Origin of the sequence: Corallococcus llansteffanensis (genome assembly GCF_003612055.1) — a bacterium.
GTDB classification, from domain to species: domain Bacteria; phylum Myxococcota; class Myxococcia; order Myxococcales; family Myxococcaceae; genus Corallococcus; species Corallococcus llansteffanensis.
In genome coordinates this window covers 1-19,035 of the sequence record NZ_RAWB01000138.1, presented here as the reverse complement: position 1 = coordinate 19,035, position 19,035 = coordinate 1, and the positions used below count along the sequence as shown (strand labels likewise).

Sequence of the window (19,035 nt, the reverse complement as noted above, 5' to 3'; positions counted from 1 at the left end):
GTGGTGACGCGGTGGTGGGCCAGCGTCCCGGCGATGCGCGCGAGTGACAGCTCTCCCGGAGGCGCGAGCACGAGCCGGGCGCCATGCAGCAGCGCGCCCCAGATTTCGAGCGTGGAGGCATCGAAGGCCGCGGGCGCGAGCTGGAGGAACACCTCCTCGGGACCGAAGCGCACGAAGTCGGTGTCCACCACCAGCCGCAGCACGGCACGGTGCGGAACGCAAACACCCTTGGGAGTCCCCGTGGAGCCCGAGGTGAAGAGGACATAGGCGAGGCTGTCTCCGCCCAACCCCGGTACGGGCGGAGCCGTCTCCGGCCGCGAGGCCCACCGCGACGACTCCGCGTCCAGGAGCACCAGTGGCGTCAGCAGCGAGGGCAGCTCGTCCGCCAGCGCCTCCAGGGTGAGGACCATCGCCGGGCTGGACTGCTCGAGCAGGAGCGACCACCGCTCGGGAGGGGCGTTCAGGTCGATGGGCACGTAGGCGGCGCCAGCCTTGAGCACGGCCAGCAGCGAGACGATGAGCTCCGGCGACCGGGGCAGGAGCACCGCGACGCGGCTGCCACCCGTGAGGCCCGAGGCCCGCAGGTGGTGCGCAAGCTGGTTCGAGCGCGCCTCCAGCTGCGCATAGGTGAGGTTCCCCGCGTCGGAGACCAACGCCAGCGCATCCGGCGCAAGCGCGACCCGCAGGGCGAAGCGCTCGGGGATGGACTGCTCCGGGAAACCACGGAGGACCCAGGCGCCGCTCCAGTCCTCCAGCACCCGCCGCCGCTCCGCGCCCGCCAGCAGTGACAGTCCCTGCACGGGAACGTCGAGCTGCTCGGGAAGCCCTTCGAGCAGCGTGGCGTAGTCGCGCAGCAGCCCCTGGAGGAAGGCCTCGTCGAAGAGGTCGGTGTTGTAGTGGAGGCTGCCGGTGAAGCCCTCCGCGGACTCCTCCAGGATGAGGCTGAAGTCGTACTTCGACGGAGTGAAGGGCGCGGGCAGCTCGCGCAGCGCGAGTCCCGGCAGACGCCACTCCGCCGTGGGCGCGTTCTGGAGCGTGAGGGTGACCTGGAAGAAGGGCGTGTGGCGCGTGTCACGCGCGGGCTGGAGCTCCTCGACCAGCTTCTCGAAGGGGACGTCCTGGTGCTCGAAGGCGCTCAGCGTGGTGGCGCGCACCTGGGCGAGCAGCGTCCGGAACGAAGCCCGCGGGTCGATGCGGGCGCGCAGCACCAGCGTGTTCACGAAGAAGCCGATGAGGCCTTCGGTCTCCGAACGCGTGCGCCCCGCGACCGGAGCGCCCACGCTGACGTCCTCCTGTCCGGCATACCGCGAGAGCAGCAGCTGGTACGCGGCCAGCAACACCATGAAGGGCGTGGCGCCTTCCCGCTTCGCCACCGCGTGCACCGCCTCCGACACCTTCCGCGGCAGGCGCACCGCGACCTGACTCCCCGCGAACGTCTGGGCGGCCGGACGTGGCCGGTCGGTGGGGAGCCTCAGCAGCGGAGGCGCCCCGGCCAGCTGCTCGCGCCACCAGGAGAGCTGCGTCGCGAGCACGTCGCCCTGCAACCACGCGCGCTGCCACGCGGCGAAGTCCGCGTATTGGATGGGCAGGGGTGGCAGCGCGGGCGTCTGGCCGGAAGCGAAGGCGCGGTAGAGGGCCACCAGCTCCCGCACGAGGATGCCCGTGGACCAACCATCCGAGGCGATGTGGTGGGTGAGCACCAGCAGCACGTGCCGCGTCTCCTCCACGCGCACCAGCACCGCGCGGAAGAGGGGGCCTCGGGCCAGATCAAAGGGCTGCCGCGCCTGTTCGACGACGAAGCCCTGGAGCCGTGACGCACGCTCATCGGGAGGCAGGGCTCCCAGGTCCACCGCTTCGAACGGACACGCCGCATCGGAGGCGATGCGCTGCACGGGGCCCTGGGGTCCCGAGACGAACGTGGTGCGCAGCACCTCATGGCGCCGGACCAGCGCATCCAGGGCCTGTCGCAGCGCACGGGCCTGGAGCGCCCCTTCGAGCTGCACGATGCCAGGCAGGTTGTAGGCGATGGAGCCGGGCTGGAGCTGCTCCAGGAACCACAGGCGCTGCTGCGCGAAGGACAGGACGGGCCCTCCGTCGCGAGACACGGGACGCAGGGGCGGAGCCTGGGGACCCGCGGAACGGCCCTGCGCTTCGTCGATGGCGGAGGCGAGGGCCGCGAGCGTGGGCGTCTTGAAGATGGCGCGCAGTGGGAGCTCGAACTGGAAGGCCGCGCGGAGGCGCGACAGCAGCTGCGTCGCGAGCAGCGAGTGGCCGCCCAGGGCGAAGAAGTCGTCGTGCACACCCACGCGCTCGACGCGAAGCAGCTCCGCCCAGATGGAAGCGAGCCGCTCCTCGGTGGGCGTGCGCGGGGCGACATACGCGGGGGGGACGGCCGTGGCGACGTCGGGCGTGGGCAGGGCCTTGCGGTCCACCTTGCCGCTGGAGGTGAGGGGCAGGGCGGCCAGCGGGACGAACACCGAGGGCACCATGTACTCGGGAAGCTTCTCTACGAGGAACACGCGGAGGGCCTCGGACTCCACCGCGGGCAGGCCCGCACGGCCGACGAGATAGGCCACCAGCCGCGTGTCACTGGCCGTCGTGCCCGCGCGTGCGACCACCACCGCCTGCTGCACCGCGGGGTGCTGCTCCAGCGCGGACTCGATCTCCCCCAGCTCGATGCGCAGCCCGCGCACCTTCACCTGGAAGTCGGCGCGGCCCAGGTACTCGATGGCTCCGTCCGGGAGCCAGCGGGCCACGTCCCCGGTGCGGTACAGCCGGGCGCCGGGCGTGTCGCTGAAGGCATCCGGAATGAAGCGCTCCGCGGTCAGCTCGGGACGGCCCAGGTACCCACGCCCCACCTGCACGCCACCGATGAACAGCTCTCCGGGCACGCCCTGGGGCACGGGCCGCAGCGACGCATCCAGCAGCCGGATGTCCGTATTCGCCACCGGATGACCGATGGGCACCGAACGCCCCAGCGCGCCGCGCACGCACTCGTAGGCCGTGACCTCCACCGCGGCCTCGGTGGGGCCGTAGAGGTTGTGCAACCGGATGGAGGGAAGGCGCGCCAGACAGCGCTCGGCCAGCTCCAGCGGCAGCGCCTCACCGCTGCACACCACGCGGCGCAACGAGGCGCAGCGCTCCAGGCCGGGCTCCTCCAGGAAGGCCTGGAGCATGGACGGCACGAAGTGCGTGGTGGTGACGCGCTCCCGGGTGATGAGGTCCGCGAGGTAGCCCGGATCCTGATGACCGCCAGGACGTGCCACCACCAGCCGCGCCCCCGTCATCAGAGGCCAGAAGAACTCCCAGACGGATACATCGAAGCTGAACGGCGTCTTCTGCAACACGACGTCATCCGGCGACAGCGGCTGCGCTCCCTGCATCCACAGAAGGCGGTTGACGATGCCGGGATGCGCGTTCATCGCGCCCTTCGGTCGTCCCGTGCTGCCGGAGGTGAAGATGACGTAGGCCAGGGCCTCCTCAGGTGCCACCGGAGGCGGTGTCGTGGACGGCTGCCGCTCCACGGCGATCCATTGGGAGTCCAGGCAGAACACCGGCACGTCCTGGACAGGGAACCGCGCCACCAGCCGCTCCTGGGCGAGGATCACCGCGGGCCGTGCGTCCTCGAACATCCACGCGAGCCGCTGCGCGGGGAAGGACGGATCGAACGGCACGTAGGCGCCACCGGCCTTCAGCGTGGCGAGCAGCGCCACCATCAGTTCCAGCGAGCGCTCCAGCAGCAGCCCGACACGAACCTCCGGCCCCACTCCCAGCTCGCGCAGGTGCCACGCAAGCTGGTTCGCGCGTGCATCGAGCTGCGAATACGTGAGCGACATGCCCTCGAAGGTAACGGCCACCGCATCCGGCGTGCGCGCGACCTGTGCCTCCACGAGTTGGTGCAGCAGCACGCCACGCGGGAAGGCCTCACGAGGGCCGCTCCACGCATGGAGCACGCGCTGACGCTCCGCCGAATCCAGCAAGGACAGCTCGGACAGGCGCGCGTCAGGCCGTGAGACAGCGTCCTCCAGCAGCGTTCCCAGGTGGCCCAGGAGTCGCGCCATCGTGGCTTCGTCGAAGAGGGCGGTGCGGTACTCGGCGGTGAGGCGCAGCCCGTCGGGCTGTTCGAACGCGAAGAGGGTGAGGTCGAACTGCGCGAAGCCGCTGTCGACGAGCTGCGCATCCAGCGACAGCCCGGGCAGGCGCACCGCGGTCAGGGGCGTGTTCTGCAGGACGAACATCACCTGGAAGAACGGAGGCACGTCCAGGTGGCGCGGAGGCTGGAGGACCTCCACCAGCTTCTCGAATGGCACGTCCTGATGCGCGAAGGCGCCCAGCGACGTGGCCGCTACGCGCCCGACGAGCGTGCTGAACGAAGGATCGCCCTCCAGCGATGTGCGCAGCGCGAGCGTGTTGACGAACAGGCCGACGAGCAGCTCCAGCTCCGCGCGGGAACGTCCCGCGACAGGAGTGCCGACCGTGAGGTCCTCCTGGCCGGAGTAGCGCAGCAGCAGCAGCTTGAAGCCCGCGAGCAGGACGGTGAACAGGGTGGTGCCCTCATGTCCCGCGAGCGCGGTGAGGCGCTGGACGAGCGCCGGGGGCAGCACCGCCGACACGGTCGCGCCCCTCGTGTCCACCTGGGCCGAGCGGGGCCGATCCGTGGGCAGCGACAGCACCGCCCGGGGATCCAGCCGCGAGCGCCACCATTCGAGCTGCGAGGCCAGCACCTCGTCCCGCAGCGATTCGCGCTGCCACACGGAGAAGTCCGCGTACTGCAACGGCAGGTCGGGCAGCGTCGCTTGCGTGCCCGAAGCCAGGGCCGCGTAGAGCACGCCCAGCTCGTGCACCAGCAGGCCCATGGACCAGCCGTCGGACACGGTGTGGTGCAGCTTGAGCAGCAGCAGGTGCTCCGTGTCGGAGACGGAGAAGAGCGCGGCGCGCAGCAGCGGGCCCTGCTCCAGGTCGAAGGGCGCGCGGGAGGCGTCGTGCAGCAGGCGCCATGCGTCCGCATCATCCTTCGCGTCCACCACGGGCAGGGGCACGACGAGCTCCGGGACGATGCGCTGCCAGGGCCGGCCCTCCTGTTCAACGAACGAGGTGCGCAGCGCGGCGTGGCGGCGCACCACTTCGTTCAGGCTGCCCGCCAGCGACGCCACGTCGAGCCGCCCCGACAGCCGCACGGAATAGAGCAGGTCGAGCCCGGCCTGCCCGGGCGACAGCCGCTCCTGGAACCACATGCGCTCCTGGCCGAACGATGCTGGGACCCGCTGCGTGGGGCGGCGCTGCTCGCGCAAGAGCTCCGCCAGCCGCGCGCGCTTCTGCTCAGGGGTAGGGGCCATGGGGGCTGCGACTCCTTGGGAGGGCCTCGCCGGGCACTCGGGAACCGCGATGCGACACGCTCCCGGGCTGCAAGACGGCGCGGATAGTAGTCAGCGCCTCCGACACGGCGGCAGCGTTTTGAGCCTTGGGCCTGGCTGTCAGCCCGCTCCGGGGCCACGGATCCGAGGCTTCGCGAATCCCACGGGAATTCCGCGCCACGCGCCGTGATGGACGCGCTGTTTCAGCGGTGTTTCACCGTGCGGGTGGAACTCGCGACCGCTGACACATCGCTGGCGCCTCAAGTGAGTGCGCGGGACGCTTCAGCACCCCATGGCCGCCGCGATGCACAGCAGGTCGCGCTCGCTCAGCAGTACCAGACCGGCGCGAAGCCGGTAGCCCCAGTTCCGGATCCCTGCCGAGAAGTCGAGCGTTTCAAGCAGGGGTTGGATGGGCGCCTCCCGTGCCGGAAGCCATTCCACGTCCCGGCGGAACGGGCGGAACCCGCCGCCCATGTCGAAGAGATAGGGCGCTCCAGGCTTCACGACGCCCAGGGCCGTGAAGGCCTGGAGCTTGTCCTTGCCCTGGAAGGAGACCGTTGGCGAGTAGTAGACGACACGGTCCCCGGGCTGGATGCGCTGAAGCGGCGCGGCCTTGCCGTGACAGACCTGCATGAAGCCCTCCTCCCGGCCTCGGCGGACATGCTCGGCGGAGGCCACCGCCAGCCAATGGCCGCGGGGGACGAAGTGGGGATCGGTCATGGTGAAGCTCCGTGGTGACAGAAGAGGAGGACTGCCTGTGCAGTCCCCGTTCTAGGCGCGCCCCCTGTCAGATTCTGTCAGCAGCGCGCAGGCGCTAAGCTCGCGGAGATGGTGGACCGTTCCCAGATTCGTGAGGCCGTGCCGGGAGATGCCGCGCGCCTGTCGCAGGTGTTGCGTGAGGCGTTCGAGGAGTACCGGGGCCGGTTGGATCCACCCTCCAGCGCGCACGACAAGACGGAGGCCGTGGTGACGCGGGAGCTGCAGGACGGCGGGGCCTTCGTGGCGGAGGAGGACGGCGTCCTGCATGGCTGCGTGTTCTTCCACCCGAAGGCGGACCACGTGTACCTGGATCGGCTCGCGGTGCTGCCGGCTTTCCGGGGGCAGGGGTTGTCGCTGCGCCTGATGGAAGCGGTGGAGGCCCGCGCGCGCGAGCTGGGGCACTCGCGGGTGCGCCTGTCGGTCCGGCTCGCGCTGGAGTCGCATCATGCGTGGTACGCGCGGCAGGGCTACGGCTTCCACTCGCACGGCACGCACGCGGGCTACGCGTCGCCCACGTTCCTCGTGCTGGAGAAGACGCTCTGATCCCTTGAGCCGCGTGCTTGTCCACCCACGGAACCAAACCTCCGCGGGCGAATGATTCGGGCTTGCTACTGCCGGGGCTCCGTTGGCGGGTCGCCCACGACGGTGGCTGCCGAACTCGCGGCTGGCTCGCCCGCGCCGTCGGGAGGCGCGGGAAGCTCCGGGGCTGTGCCGGGGAGCCCAAGGACCGGCGGACGCTGAGCCGAGCGCGCGCGGCACCATCCCGCCCAATGATTCACGCGGCAGCGGGAATGCTATGATGCCGCCCGCATGAAGATGGACGACACAGCGTCGGTTCGACGTGCCCCGCGGCAGCAGCGCTCCCGGCAGACGGTCGAGGCAGTGCTCGGAGCGGTCCCGGTGGTGATTCGGCGCGAAGGCGTCAACGCCGTCACCACCAACCGGATTGCCGACGCCGCAGGTGTCAGCATCGGGTCTCTCTACCAATACTTCCCCGACAAGCGCGCAATCTTCGCCGCGCTCCACGAGCGCCACGTCGACGAGGTACGTGGCCTGATCGAGCAGGCGATCGCGGAGCATGGGTCATCGCTGCCCGGGTTCACGCGCGCGCTGGTCGAAGGACTTGCCGACGTTCACGCCGCGGAGCCAGAACTCCACGAACTGATCTCGGCAGACGTTCCCGCTGGCCCGCTGGCCTTTCGGAACGCGTTACAGGCGACCTTCGAGCGCGTGACGTCGTCGGAGCGAATATTGTTCGTGCTCCCGAACTTGATCGAATCGCTGGTCCACGGCGTGGCTCAGCGGCCCACGCTCAAGAACGAGGCTGTCCGGACCGTGTTCCTCTACCTGGAATCCTGCCGCGCGGCTTGAAGTCGGAGGCGTTCTCTTCGACCCACCGATCGAACGACGCGGGTTGGCGGCCGAGGACGCGCTCCACTCCGTCGGTCACCGTGGCGAGGCGGCCTTCTCGAATCGCGCGCCAGATGTCGACCAGCGCGTCGGCATACTGGCGGCCACCTCCGAATGCGAGCGCCCGACGCCGTGCTTCGTCGTCGGAGATCTCCTCAAACCGGACGGCGCCGAGCTTTGAAGCCATCTCGCTATAGCTCAGCGCCTTGGGCCCGGTGATCACCAGCGCCTCGCCGTCATGGTCGCTGGTGGTCAGCGCCTTCACCGCGACGTCGGCGATGTCGTCAGGGTGAATGAATGCTATCTTCCCGCCGCCGGTCGACGCTCGGAGGGTGCCTTCAGAGGCAATCGACTGCGACCACGCGAATGCGTTCGACATGAACGCCGCCGACTGGATGAAGGTGAAGGCAACGCCGCTTTTACGAATGGCCGCCTCGCCTTTTGCGTGCCACGGCCCGGTGCCGACTCCGTTGCGCGCATCGAGCGTCGAGAGCTTGACCAGGCGGCACACGCCAGCGGCTTTAGCGGCGAGGGCGGCAGCGCGATCGCGCACGGCGAGATCCGCCCCGCTGTTGACCAGGAAGACGGCATCGATCCCGTCGAGTGCGGTGGAGATGTCAGCGAGATCTCCGACGCGCACGTCGACCGCGTTTCCGAAGAGCGCCCGCGCCTTCTTCGCGTCGCGGACGAAGACGCACGGTCGGGTTCCGCGCGCGATCAGCCGATCGGTGACGAGCGAGCCGATGTTCCCGGTAGCGCCGGTGATCAGGTATTTCACAGCTGGCTCCAGCCGCGGAGCACTTCGAGCGCGACCTGCCTCTGACCCGCCAGCGTGAGGTGGAGGCCGTCTTCCATCAGGAGCTCCGGCGCGGCAAGGCTGGAGAAGAGATCAATCGTCGGCACGCCCAGGCCGCGCACTGCGTTCGCGACGTGCGCGATGTCTTCGTTGCGAAAGCGAACGCCAAAGCGCGAAAGGCCTCGGTGCGCCGCGACGCGCTCCTCGATCACCGCGGGCGGCGTCAGCCACAGACAGTGCGCTTTCGTCTCGCGCGCGGCCCGCCGGCGAAGCTCGGCGAGATTGCGCGCCGTCTCGTGGTGATCGACAAGCGTCTTGGTCGGCTCCGGCCCCTGCGTCCGCGCGTCGTTCACGCCGGTGAGGAACAGGATCCAGTCAGGATCGCGCGCGACGACCTCGCCCATGCGAACGAGCGCGTGCGTGGTCGTGTCTCCGCCGACGGCGATGATGGAGACTGAGATCCCGTCTGCGGGTCGGTGCGCCGCAAACACCTCACTGAGAATGACCGCCCAGGATTCCGGATCCGCCGTCAGGCTGTCGCCGAAAGCGATGACGCTGGCGCCCTTGCGCAGCGGCAATCGGTCGACCAGCGCGCAGACGGCGGAATCAGCGAGCAGCTCGCGCGCGGCATCCTTCGCGCTCGCCCGCGCCCGCGCCAGCTCCGCGGCGTAGACGTCGGGGGGAAGCCCGAGCAGCGCGGCGCGCAAGTTTTCGGTAAGTGTGCCCGCGCCGGGGAGCGACCCGAGCATCTTTTCGGGTTGAAGGACTTTCAGAAGCCAGCGGACCTGTTCGGTAGACATCTGCATGTGTTCGAGCTCCTCGTACAAGACCCAAAAAAAGTACCGGCCGAGGTCCGCACGCTCAACTCGCGTTCCGGCGGAGGTAAGTAGCCGAAACGACTGCCGGTAAGCTCGGGTTGCTCAGATTTTCTCAGCGAAACAGTCAGGGCTCTCGACGGCGAACGCAGCGCAGCTTGTTTGCAATGCCTACAGCGACGAGCCCTTGATGAGCAGCGAGCTGGGATGATGTTCCACTCAGTTGCTAAAACCGGAAGTCCCCCGGCCTTGGCCAGGCCACTTCCGAGCTACCTGAATGCGAGCTGGACCGCAGACGTCGCAAGGTGGCGTCATGAGGGTGTCTTCAAACCGTTCGCTGTCCTAGGGGGAGGGCAGGGTGATGCGGCGGCCTTCCGCGTCGCTCTGGAGCGCGGCTTGGAGGACGCGCACCGTCTGACTCGCGCTCACGGCCGTCACGGGCACCGGGGCGCCGTGGAGGATGGCGGCGGCGAGCTGCCGGTAGAACTGGCCGTAGTCGCCGGGCGCGGTGGGGACGGTCTCTGCGGAGACGAGCAGTCGGCCGTGCTGCTCAGCGCGCTCTGCGCCGAAGTCCGGATGGCCGGGGCGCAGGCCCGCTTCGAGCTGCCCCTCCTGCGGATCCAGCCCATGCTTCACGTAGGCGTCCCGGTCGCCCTGCAACACGAAGCGGGGCCACGGCGCATGCACCACGGAGCCCGAGTGCAGCAGCACGCGCAGCGCTCCGTACCGGAGGACCAGGTGGAACCAGTCCGTGCCCTGCGCGCCGGGCCGCTGCCGGCCGAGGTCCGCTACCACCGACTCCGGCAGGCCGAACAGCTCCACGGCCTGGTCGACGAGGTGCGCGCCCAGGTCCCACAGGCTGCCGCCGCCGGGCACGTCCTGCTCCTTCCAGCGCACCTTCACCTGGGGGCGGAAGCGGTCGAAGTGGCTCTCCAGGCTGTAGAGCGTCCCCAGCCGTCCCTGGTTCAGCAGCTGGCGCACGGTGAGGAAGTCACCGTCCCAGCGCCGGTTGTGGAACACGGTGAGGCACAGGCCGCGCTCCTTCGCGAGCGCGTCCAGTCGGAGCGCCTCCTCCGCGTCCAGCGTGAAGGGCTTCTCCACCACGACATGCTTGCCCGCGCGCAGGGCCTGTTCGGCGAGCGACGCGTGCGAGTCATTGGGCGTGCAGACGACGAGGACCTGGAGGTCCGGGTCCGACAGCAGCGAGTCCACCGTGCCCGTGCGGACCCCCGGCCAGTCACGGGTCACGACGTCCGCGCGCCGCGACGCCACGGCGGCCAGCGTGAAGGCGGGCTCCGCGGCGACGAGCGGCCCATGGAAGCGCGAGCCGGACAGGCCATAGCCAAGGAGACCCACGCGAATGACGGAGCCAGGGGCGGGAGCGGAAGCCATGCCCGGCAGGGTAGCGGGAAATGGCTCCGGGACGGGTGCCGACTCTGTCGACCATCCAACAGTCTCGGGTCAATTACAGAAAGCCAGTCGTAGACCTGAAAAACCCGCTTCTAGGATCGAGCCCTCACTTCGAGGGGGTATCGACACATGAAGCACTTCAAGCATGCAGGCGTTCGTGGACTTGTTGCCGGGCTGTTCGTCACCCTGCTGGTCGGCTGTGGTGATGAGGGACTTTCCCCTCCCAGCACAAACACAGCGACACAGGGGGAGGCGTCACATTGCGCCATGATTGACGCGACCGACCCCGCGGTCACGCGAAGTCTCCAGGGCGCGAAGATCATGCCCCTGGGCCCGCCCACGGAACAACACGTTGACGGTCGGAAGGTTTCAACCCTGAATTTCCGGGTGGAATCCACGACCGCGTCACAGTCCGTAGCAGGTGCGTCCGTGGTTCCCATGAACGAGGGAAACGGGACGATTACCTGCTCTGTGACATGCACTGGCAAGAGCTGTGGTTCTCCCAAGGGCTGTGTCGCCATGCACCTGGGCTGCACGCCAGCCGAGTGCGCTGACCACTGCGTCGGGGCTTGCACGAAGACCACGGTGTATACGCCGGCCGACGGGGGCGTTTCGGACGCGGGGACCTCCGATGCGGGAGCTTCGGACTCAGGCGTTGCCGACGCAGGGGCTTCAGACGCAGGGGCTTCAGACGCGGGCGCCGCGGCGTTCCGGTAGGCGGCCCTCACATCCCCGGGCCCGCTCCGACGCGTTAGAGTCGGCGCTGTCATCCACCCTGGAGGAGGCCGTCCCCATGGACACCGTGCCCGTCATCGACGTCCGAGCCCTCGTCGACGCCACGTCGAGCCTCGCGGCCCGTCGCGAGGTCGCCGCGAGGATGGGCGCCGCGTGTCGGCACAATGGGTTCTTCTACGTCGTCGGACACGGCGTGGACGTGGGGCTCCAGGCCCGGCTGGAGGCGCTGGCGCGGGAGTTCTTCGCGCGGTCGGAGGAGGAGAAGCAGGCCGTGCGCATGGCCCTGGGAGGCCGGGCGTGGCGGGGCTTCTTCCCCGTGGGCGGCGAGCTCACGTCCGGCCGGCCCGACCGCAAGGAGGGGCTGTACTTCGGCACGGAGCTGCCACCGGAGGATCCGCGCGTCCGCGCCGGCACGCCGTTGCATGGTCCGAACCTGTTCCCCCGGGAGCCGGAAGGCCTGCGCGGCGCGGTGCTGGACTACATGGCGGCGCTCACGTCGCTGGGGCACTCGCTGATGTCCGGCATCGCGCTCAGCCTGGAACTGGACGAGGACTTCTTCGCCACGCGGTACATGGCGGACCCCACGGTGCTGTTCCGCATCTTCAACTACCCGCCGGGCCCGGAGGTGGACGCGGAGGGGCTGCCGGTGTGGGGCGTGGGCGAGCACACCGACTACGGCGTGCTCACCATCCTCAAGCAGGACGACGCGGGCGGCCTCCAGGTGAAGTCGCGCCGGGACGGGCAGGTGCGTTGGATGGAGGCGCCGCCGGTGGAGGACGCATTCGTGTGCAACATCGGAGACATGCTCGACCGGATGACCCGGGGCGTGTACCGCTCCACGCCGCACCGGGTGCTCAACCGCGCCGGCCGCGACCGTCTGTCATTGCCGTTCTTCTTCGACCCGAGCTGGACGGCGGAGATCCACGCCATCGACTCCCCGGTGCTCCGGGACGCGGGCGCGGATGACCAGGCGGAGCGGTGGGACCGGCAGAGCGTCCACGCGTTCCGGGGCACCTACGGGGACTACCTGCTGGGCAAGGTGGGCAAGGTGTTCCCCGACCTGCGCGCGGAAGTGCTGTAACGCCAACGGGCGATGCACGCCAGGAAGCGCGCATCGCCCGCGGATACCACCCCTGTGATTACGAGCTACGCGCCCGCGTACTTGCGGCGGTGCTCGTGGATCTCCGCCAACCGGAACGTGCCCGGCTCCGGCGCAATCGCCTCCGGCGCGTCGTACGGCAGGTTCATCAGCCGCTCGTACTCCTCCACCGACACGCGCTCGCGCTTCGCCAGCACCGTGTCCAGGTCCGCGCGCGCCATGCGCTCCGCCGCCTTCTCACCGACGACGCCGGAGTAGAACTCCGCGCAGCAGCCGCTGCCGTAGGACAGCAGGCCGACGCGCTGGTTCGCCAGCGCCGCGCCCTCCGCGTGCAACTGCCCCGCGAGCGCCAAGTATAGCGACGCCGTGTAGACGTTGCCCACGCGGGCGTTCAGGCCCAGCGACTTCGCCACCTGCGCGTCGTAGCTGGCCTGCGACTTCGCCGCCTCGTCGCGCGCCTCGGGCGTGGCCGGCCCCGGGCCCTGGGCGTCCTCCAGGTCGCACAGCCGCACCTGCGCGTGCGCCTTGCGCGCCATCTTGCAGAAGGGCACGTGGTACATGATGCGCGCCAGTTGCTCGCTGGGCAGCGTCGAGTCCCAGCGCACCAGCCCCTGCTCCAGCGCGCGCTCGCGCCAGCCCCGGTAGGCTCCCGCCATCGCGTCCAGGTAGCAGGTGATGGAGTAGTGCCCGTCCACCAGCGCCTCCCGGCGGCCCACCGGCCTCCAGAAGTCATACACGTCCGACGTGCACACGCCGTTGAGGCCCACGTCCATCGCCAGCAGGTCCGGCGTCTCCGACACCAGCAGCGCCACCGCGCCGCCGCCCTGGGTGGGCTCGCCCGCCGTCTTCAGCCCGTAGCGCGCGATGTCCGTGCACACCACCAGCGCGGAGCGGCCCGCTCCGGCGCCGGAGGCGATCCACTCCACCGCCGCCATCAGGCCCGCCGTGCCGCCGTAGCACGCGTGCTGCGAGTCGAACGTGCGCATCGAGCGCGGCAGCTTCAGCAGGCCGTGCACGTGCGACGCGATGGGCTTCGAGTGGTCCACGCCCGTCTCGGTGCCCACCACCAGCATGCCCACCTTCGAGGTGTCCACGCCCTGCTGTTTGATGAGGCGCGCCGCCGCCGTGGCCGCCAGCGACACCGAGTCCTCGCCCGGGTCGTTGACCGCCATCTCCTTCGCGCCCAGGCCCGCGGTGAACTTCGCCGGGTCCACGCCGCGCGCGCGCGCCAGGTCCTCGATGTCCACGTACCGCCGGGGCACCGCCACGGCCAGCGCTTCGATTCCAACCCGCTTCTTCATGGGGAGCTCCTCAAGTCTCGTAGGTCCTGCGCGTGTTCGAATGCCTCAAGCCTCGGGCGGCACCAGCACCAGCCGGCCCGCCACCTCGCGGTTCTCCAGCCGGAAGTGCGCGCGGCCCGCATCCGCCAGCGCCACCTCTTCCGACACGAAGGAGCGGATCTTCCCCGCCGCCGTCAGCCGCAGCGATTCGTCCAGCTCCTCGCGCGTCGTCGCGTACGCCCCGAGGATCTCCAGCTCCTTCACGATGACCAGCCCCGGGTTCAGGTTCACCACCCCCGACTCCAGGTTGCCCACCACCACCACGCGCCCGCCCGGCGCCATCGCCTTGAGCGTCTGGTCGAAGGTCGCGCTGCCGACGATCTCCACCGCCACGTCCACGCCGTTGCCGGACGTGCGCTTGCGCGCCTCCGAACCGAAGTCCAGCCCACGCGACACGATGACCTCGTCCGCGCCCGCCTCCTTCAGCGCCGCCACCTTCGCCTCGCCGGAGGTGATGGCGATGACGCGCGCCCCGTCCACCTTCGCGAGCTGCACCGCCGCCAGCCCCACGCCGCCGCTCGCGCCGGTGATCAGCACCGTCTCGCCGGCCTTCACCCGGGCGCGCGTGCGCAGCGTGTGCACCGCGGTGCCCAGCGTGCAGCACACCGTGGCGGCCACCGACCAGGGCAGACCCGACGGCACGCGGCCCAGGCCCCGCACCGGCGCGACCATGAACTGCGCGTAGCCGCCCTGCAGCTCCTCGCCGAAGAAGCGGTTGTCCGTCTTGCACAGGCTGTTGCGCCCGGCGAGGCACAGCGCGCACTCGCCGCAGGACATGCGCTGCAGCGTGGCCGCGCGGTCTCCCACCTTCCAGCCCTCCGTGTTCGGGCCCACCTCCACCACCTCGCCCGCGGCCTCGTGGCCCAGGATGGCGGGCACGTGCGTGCGCGGCAGGTTGCCCCGGCGATTGATGACGTCGTGGTAGCAGACGCCGCACGCGTGCACGCGCAGCAGCACCTCGCCCTTGCCCGGCCGGGGGACCGGCACGGTCTCCAGACGCAGGTTCTCGGCACTCCCGAACTGGCGAAGAACGACAGCTTCCATATGCGGTGCCTCTTTTTCGGTGTCGCGAAAGGGGGGAAGGCTTCAGCTCCCGACGAGCGCGTCGCGGAGGTTGCGGGGGTCCAGCGCGCGGATGGCCGTCACCGTGCGCGCGTCCGGCAGGGAGGTGACGGGCAGGGCGTCCGGCACCGCGAACTCGAAGCCGGTGCGCTCGGCGATGCCGTCCACCGACGCCCACGGGTGCCGGGACAGGAGCCGGGCGCCGTGCGGGCCGCCGACCTCGAAGGTCCCCAGGTCGGAGATGAGCCGCACCGGACGGCTGGGATCGCGCGTGGTCGCCACCTGGACTCGCGGCACGAGGTTGCGGCGCGACTGACGCGGCACCAGCAGCACGGGGTTCTTCACCCACTGGCGCAGCGTGGCCGCGCCCGCGACGCCGGGGAACTTGGCGCGCGGCTTCTCCAGGCTGCCGGACGCCGTCATGTTGGTGCGGCCCGCCGGGTCCACCTCCACCGCGCCGAAGAACACCGTGTCCACCCGACCGCGCCGAGCGTGGTCGAACAGGTCCGCGATGCTCACCTCCGCCGACCGACCGTTCAGGTAGCGCAGGTCCTCCGACGAGGGGTACAGCTCCGGCAGCTCCGGATCCAACGAACCCACGCACGCCAGGTACGTCAGCCCCGGCGCATGCGTCGCCCGCGCCACCGCGATCGCCAGGATGACCAGCGGCGACGCCACGCCCGTGGCCACCACGGCGCCGTCCTCGATCTCCCGCGCGAGCAGCGACACCACCGTCTCCGCGGGCGTCGCGTCCATCGTCATTGCCATCGCCGTCATGCCGCGCTCCGCGTCGCGCGCAGCGACATGAGGAAGCCCCGTGCGTCACCGGCCTCGGCCGCGGCCAGGTAGGCGGAGAGCATCGCGTCGTCGTGCGGGTACTGGCCCAGGCAGCCCGTGGGCAGGGCGCCTCCGGGGGCGAGCACCACGCGGTCCACCTGGAAGCCCGGGATGGTGACGCGCGACAGCTTCGGCACGCGCTCCTCCACCGTGGCCACTACGCGCTTCGCCGCGCCCGCCACGAGCAGGTCCGTCGTGGGGTCCTCGATGAAGAGGTTGCCCTTGTCGTCCGCCGCCCGCGCGTGGATGAGCGCCACGTCCGGGTAGAACGCGGGCTCCACCGGCACGCGCCGGCCCGTGAAGGGGTCCTCCACCGTGCGCGGCGCATCCACCTCCGCCAGCTCCGACACGTCCGCGTCCGGCGCGGGGATGAACGGCAGCCCCATGGACGCCGCGCGCAGCCGCTGCACCACGCGGTAGCCGTCGTGCTCGCGCCACGCGATGTCGCCCGCTTCAATCGCCCGCTTCAGGCAGGGCAGGGGACGCACGCGGTTCTCCAGCACCAGCGCGCCGAAGGGCAGCTCCACGCGCTTGAGGCACCCGCCCGCCACCAGGAACTCCGCCGGCAGCGGGTTGGGCAGGGAGATGAGCTGGAGGTCGCGCTTCTCCTGCGCCACCAGCTCCAGCACCAGCGCCATGGGCGCGCGGCCCAGCATGAAGCCTCCGGCCGCGAGTGAGGCCCCGTCCGGGATGGAGGCCACCGCCTCCGACAGCGAACTCCAGCGGGCGCGGTTCACTGGGGCTCCTCCCCCGACGCGGCGCGCGGCACCATGCGCAGCGGCGCCGTGCCATTCGCATCCGCACCCGCCTTCAGGCCGGGGAGGATCATCGCCACCATGCCGTCGGCGATCTGCTCTTCCGTCAGGCGCCCGTCCGGCTTGAACCACTTGTAGACCCAGAGGACCATTCCCAGGAACGAGAAGGCCGCCACCGTGGGGTCCACGCCGGGCAGGAGTCCCTGACCGATGGCGTCCGCGAACGCGTCCTCCAGGAAGCGCACGTAGCGCTTCTTGCGCCGGTCGATGAACTCGCGCGGCTCACCGGTGAGCGTGGCGTGCTCGTGGAGGATGATGATGACCTCCTTGCTGCGCCCGCTCGTCACCAGGTGGATGTTGTTGCGCATCGTCAGGCGCAACCGCTCGACCGGGTCCACCACGTCCTGCACGGGCGCGAGGACCTGCTCCTCGAACACGTCCATCCCGTAGTTCATGATGGCGAAGAGCAGCTGCTCCTTGTTCTGGATGTGGTGGTAGAGCCCCGCCTTCGTCATCCGGCACGCGGCGGCGATCTCCTGCATCGACGTGCCCTCGTAGCCCCGCTCACAGATGAGCCGGGCCGCCGTCTCCAGGATGGTCCGGTACCGCTCGCCCTCGTCCGGTTTGCGCCCCGTGGGTGTCACGCGTGCTCTCCTTGCCGGTCTGCCTGCGCCAGGACCGGGATGAATGACCTACCGACCGGTAGGTCACTTCACCTACCGACCGGTAGGTAGCATTGCCCGACGCGCTCCGTCAATGGGCTCGTATTGGGGGGCAGGTGGGACAAAAGGCCCTGTAAACAAGGACTTGGGACGACTTGTCAGGTTAGGTTGCGGGACACCCATGCGGTCCACGCTCCTGCCCATCCTGCTGTTGTGCGCCGCGCTGGCGAGCGTGGGGGTGGGGGTCTGGACGCTGGTGAAGCGCAGCCGCACGACCCTGGTGGAGCAGTTCGCGGGGGACCGGCAGAAGCAACTGGACGAGGCCGTGGGCGGCGTCACCGACTCGCTGGAGGAGGTGGGCAAGAACCTGCGCTTCGCCGGGGAGCTGATGTCCCAGCCGGGCAGCCTCGCGGAGCACCGGCGCGAGCTGCGTGCGCTCTTGGAGGCGGTGGGCCAGTACAAGGCCATCGCGGCCTATGACGGCGAGGGCGCGGAGCGGTTGCTGTTGGTGGATCGGCGCTCGGACTCGAAGGTGTCGCGCGAGGGGCTGGTGCCGGAGATGGCGGAGACGGCGCGGCGTGCGCTGCTGCGACCTCCCGGGGACGTCACCACGTCGCCCAGCCTGGACGCGGCGAATGGAGGCTGGCTGCGCATCCTCGCCACCGCGCTGCCGGCCAAGGACGGCAAGCCCGAGGGCGCGGTGGCGGTGCTGGTGGACACGGAGTCCTTCTTCGCGCCGCTGAAGATTGTCACGTCGGACCTGGAGGCGCGGCTGCTGCTGGTGGGCACGCATGGGCAGCCCACGCCCGCGAGCGACGCGGGGCTGTCCGAGTGGTTCGTCCGCGCGGCCCAGAAGGACGCGGGCGTGCCGGGCTTCGCGTTCCTCGTCTCGCGCCTGAAGGCCGGGGCGCGCGGCATGCTGCCCCTGTCGGAGCAGGAGGCGGAGCGGCTGGGGCTGGGGCGCGCGGAGGTGGTGGCCGTCTACACGCCCATCCGCATGCGTGGCGGCAACCACTGGGCGGTGGCGACGCTGGTGTCCACCGCGGCGCTGCGCTCGCACGAGCAGGCGCTGGTGGTGCGGCTGTTGGGCGCGGGCGCGCTGGTGGCGTTCTTCCTGGTGGCCTTCGCGGTGTACGTGGTGCTGGCCCGGCGGCGCGCGGTGGCGCTGCGCGAGAGCCGCCGGCACGCGGCGCAGCTCGCGGCGCTCCATGACCGGACGCGAAAGATATTGGACCACATCCCCACGGGCGTCCTCGCGCTGACGGCGGACGGGCGGATCAGCGCCGTCAACCAGGCCCTGCGCGCGCGCGTGCCCGGCAACGTCACCGGCGCGCCGCTGGCGTCCGCGTTCCCCGGGGCTCCGGAGCCGGTGCTGGAGCGGATCCGCGCGCTGGTGACCTCCGCGGGCCAGGAGGACCGGCCGCTGAGCCTGCTGGGCGAGCCGCTGACGCTCTTCGGCGAGGAGGGCACGTACAACCTGCACGCGGTGCCGCTGACGGCGGGAGACCCCGAGGAGGAGGTGCGCGCGCTGCTCGTGGTGGAGGACCTGAGCGACGTGCGCGCGCTGGAGACGCAGCTCCTGCGCGCGGAGAAGCTGGCCACGGTGGGCGTGCTCGCCGCGGGCATCGCGCATGAGATCGGCACGCCGCTGGGCGTGGTGCGCGGCCGCGCGGAGTACGTGCAGAGCAAGCTGGGCCCGTCGCACCCGCAGGGGCCGGGCGTGGGCGTCATCATCGAGCAGATCGACCGGGTGAGCCGCACGCTGCGGCAGTTGCTGGACTTCTCGCGCCTCCAGCCCGCGATGGTGCGGCCGGTGGCGCTGGGGCCGCTCGCCCGGAGCGTGCATGAGCTGCTGCGCGTGGAGGCGGAGCGGCGGCAGGTGGCGATGACGCTGGACGTGCCGGAGTCGGTGCCCGCGCTGGCGGCGGATCCGGATCAGCTCCAGCAGGTGCTGCTGAACCTCTCGCTCAACGCGTGCGACGCGTGCAGCGAGGGCGGGCG

Annotated in this window: 14 protein-coding genes; 4 read left to right on the top strand and 10 right to left on the bottom strand. The window is 70.5% G+C overall.

Annotation, left to right across the window (positions count from 1 at the left end; genetic code table 11):
* Both D7V93_RS15300 and D7V93_RS15295 read right to left on the bottom strand, forming a co-directional pair.
* The coding region (locus tag D7V93_RS15300; RefSeq protein ID WP_120644121.1) for a non-ribosomal peptide synthetase at positions 1-5,336 on the bottom strand (5,336 nt) is incomplete at its 3' end.
* A gap of 300 nt (positions 5,337-5,636) precedes the next feature.
* On the bottom strand, positions 5,637-6,074 hold the full coding sequence (locus D7V93_RS15295; RefSeq protein WP_120644120.1) for an EVE domain-containing protein: 438 nt from the start codon (positions 6,072-6,074) through the stop codon (positions 5,637-5,639).
* Between the two features lie 108 nt (positions 6,075-6,182).
* Here D7V93_RS15295 and D7V93_RS15290 point away from each other — a divergent pair, with 108 nt between their 5' ends.
* Both D7V93_RS15290 and D7V93_RS15285 read left to right on the top strand, forming a co-directional pair.
* Complete coding sequence (locus D7V93_RS15290) at positions 6,183-6,656, top strand: GNAT family N-acetyltransferase (protein WP_120644119.1); 474 nt, start codon at positions 6,183-6,185, stop codon at positions 6,654-6,656.
* A gap of 267 nt (positions 6,657-6,923) precedes the next feature.
* Positions 6,924-7,484 (top strand): TetR/AcrR family transcriptional regulator, encoded by a 561-nt coding sequence (locus D7V93_RS15285; RefSeq protein ID WP_120644118.1) that lies wholly within the window; start codon positions 6,924-6,926, stop codon positions 7,482-7,484.
* Here the strand turns inward: D7V93_RS15285 and D7V93_RS15280 are convergent.
* The 3 genes from D7V93_RS15280 to D7V93_RS15270 form a co-directional block, all read right to left on the bottom strand.
* Positions 7,426-8,301, bottom strand: coding sequence for an NAD(P)H-binding protein (locus D7V93_RS15280; protein WP_120644117.1), 876 nt, complete (start codon positions 8,299-8,301; stop codon positions 7,426-7,428). The genes D7V93_RS15285 and D7V93_RS15280 overlap by 59 nt on opposite strands.
* A complete protein-coding gene (locus D7V93_RS15275; protein ID WP_244237326.1) occupies positions 8,298-9,125 on the bottom strand; it encodes an SGNH/GDSL hydrolase family protein in 828 nt (275 codons plus the stop codon). The genes D7V93_RS15280 and D7V93_RS15275 overlap by 4 nt, the downstream gene beginning before the upstream one ends.
* 351 nt (positions 9,126-9,476) lie before the next feature.
* Positions 9,477-10,490, bottom strand: a complete 1,014-nt coding sequence (locus tag D7V93_RS15270; RefSeq protein ID WP_244237325.1) for an oxidoreductase — start codon at positions 10,488-10,490, stop codon at positions 9,477-9,479.
* Between the two features lie 847 nt (positions 10,491-11,337).
* Here D7V93_RS15270 and D7V93_RS15265 point away from each other — a divergent pair.
* Complete coding sequence (locus tag D7V93_RS15265; protein WP_120644115.1) at positions 11,338-12,360, top strand: isopenicillin N synthase family dioxygenase; 1,023 nt, start codon at positions 11,338-11,340, stop codon at positions 12,358-12,360.
* A 65-nt stretch (positions 12,361-12,425) separates the two neighbouring features.
* Here the strand turns inward: D7V93_RS15265 and D7V93_RS15260 are convergent, their stop codons facing one another.
* From D7V93_RS15260 to D7V93_RS15240, 5 genes are read right to left on the bottom strand one after another with little or no spacing between them, the layout of a single operon-like run.
* Positions 12,426-13,679 (bottom strand): hydroxymethylglutaryl-CoA synthase family protein, encoded by a 1,254-nt coding sequence (locus D7V93_RS15260; protein ID WP_120644114.1) that lies wholly within the window; start codon positions 13,677-13,679, stop codon positions 12,426-12,428.
* 45 nt (positions 13,680-13,724) lie between these two features.
* A complete protein-coding gene (locus D7V93_RS15255) occupies positions 13,725-14,762 on the bottom strand; it encodes a zinc-binding dehydrogenase (protein WP_120626554.1) in 1,038 nt (345 codons plus the stop codon).
* Between the two features lie 42 nt (positions 14,763-14,804).
* Positions 14,805-15,548 carry a CoA-transferase subunit beta gene (locus tag D7V93_RS15250; protein ID WP_120644113.1) on the bottom strand — a complete coding sequence of 248 codons (744 nt, stop codon included), beginning with the start codon at positions 15,546-15,548 and terminating at the stop codon, positions 14,805-14,807.
* 5 nt (positions 15,549-15,553) lie between these two features.
* Positions 15,554-16,354 carry a CoA transferase subunit A gene (locus D7V93_RS15245; RefSeq protein ID WP_120644112.1) on the bottom strand — a complete coding sequence of 267 codons (801 nt, stop codon included), beginning with the start codon at positions 16,352-16,354 and terminating at the stop codon, positions 15,554-15,556.
* Positions 16,351-17,016: a TetR/AcrR family transcriptional regulator gene (locus D7V93_RS15240; RefSeq protein ID WP_120644111.1), complete on the bottom strand. Its 666-nt coding sequence runs from the start codon at positions 17,014-17,016 to the stop codon at positions 16,351-16,353. The genes D7V93_RS15245 and D7V93_RS15240 overlap by 4 nt, the downstream gene beginning before the upstream one ends.
* 199 nt (positions 17,017-17,215) lie before the next feature.
* On the opposite strand from D7V93_RS15240, the gene D7V93_RS15235 reads away from it, so the two are divergent.
* Positions 17,216-19,035: histidine kinase dimerization/phospho-acceptor domain-containing protein (locus tag D7V93_RS15235; RefSeq protein ID WP_120644110.1), on the top strand; the 1,820-nt coding region annotated here is incomplete at its 3' end.

Bases quoted from the DNA above. Each gene is read 5' to 3' on its own strand.
- D7V93_RS15295 (WP_120644120.1), bottom strand. From the start codon at position 6,074: ATGACCGATCCCCACTTCGTCCCCCGCGGCCATTGGCTGGCGGTGGCC.
- D7V93_RS15290 (WP_120644119.1), top strand. From the start codon at position 6,183: ATGGTGGACCGTTCCCAGATTCGTGAGGCCGTGCCGGGAGATGCCGCG.
- D7V93_RS15285 (WP_120644118.1), top strand. From the start codon at position 6,924: ATGAAGATGGACGACACAGCGTCGGTTCGACGTGCCCCGCGGCAGCAG.
- D7V93_RS15275 (WP_244237326.1), bottom strand. From the start codon at position 9,125: ATGCAGATGTCTACCGAACAGGTCCGCTGGCTTCTGAAAGTCCTTCAA.
- D7V93_RS15265 (WP_120644115.1), top strand. From the start codon at position 11,338: ATGGACACCGTGCCCGTCATCGACGTCCGAGCCCTCGTCGACGCCACG.
- D7V93_RS15260 (WP_120644114.1), bottom strand. From the start codon at position 13,679: ATGAAGAAGCGGGTTGGAATCGAAGCGCTGGCCGTGGCGGTGCCCCGG.
- D7V93_RS15255 (WP_120626554.1), bottom strand. From the start codon at position 14,762: ATGGAAGCTGTCGTTCTTCGCCAGTTCGGGAGTGCCGAGAACCTGCGT.
- D7V93_RS15250 (WP_120644113.1), bottom strand. From the start codon at position 15,548: ATGGCAATGACGATGGACGCGACGCCCGCGGAGACGGTGGTGTCGCTG.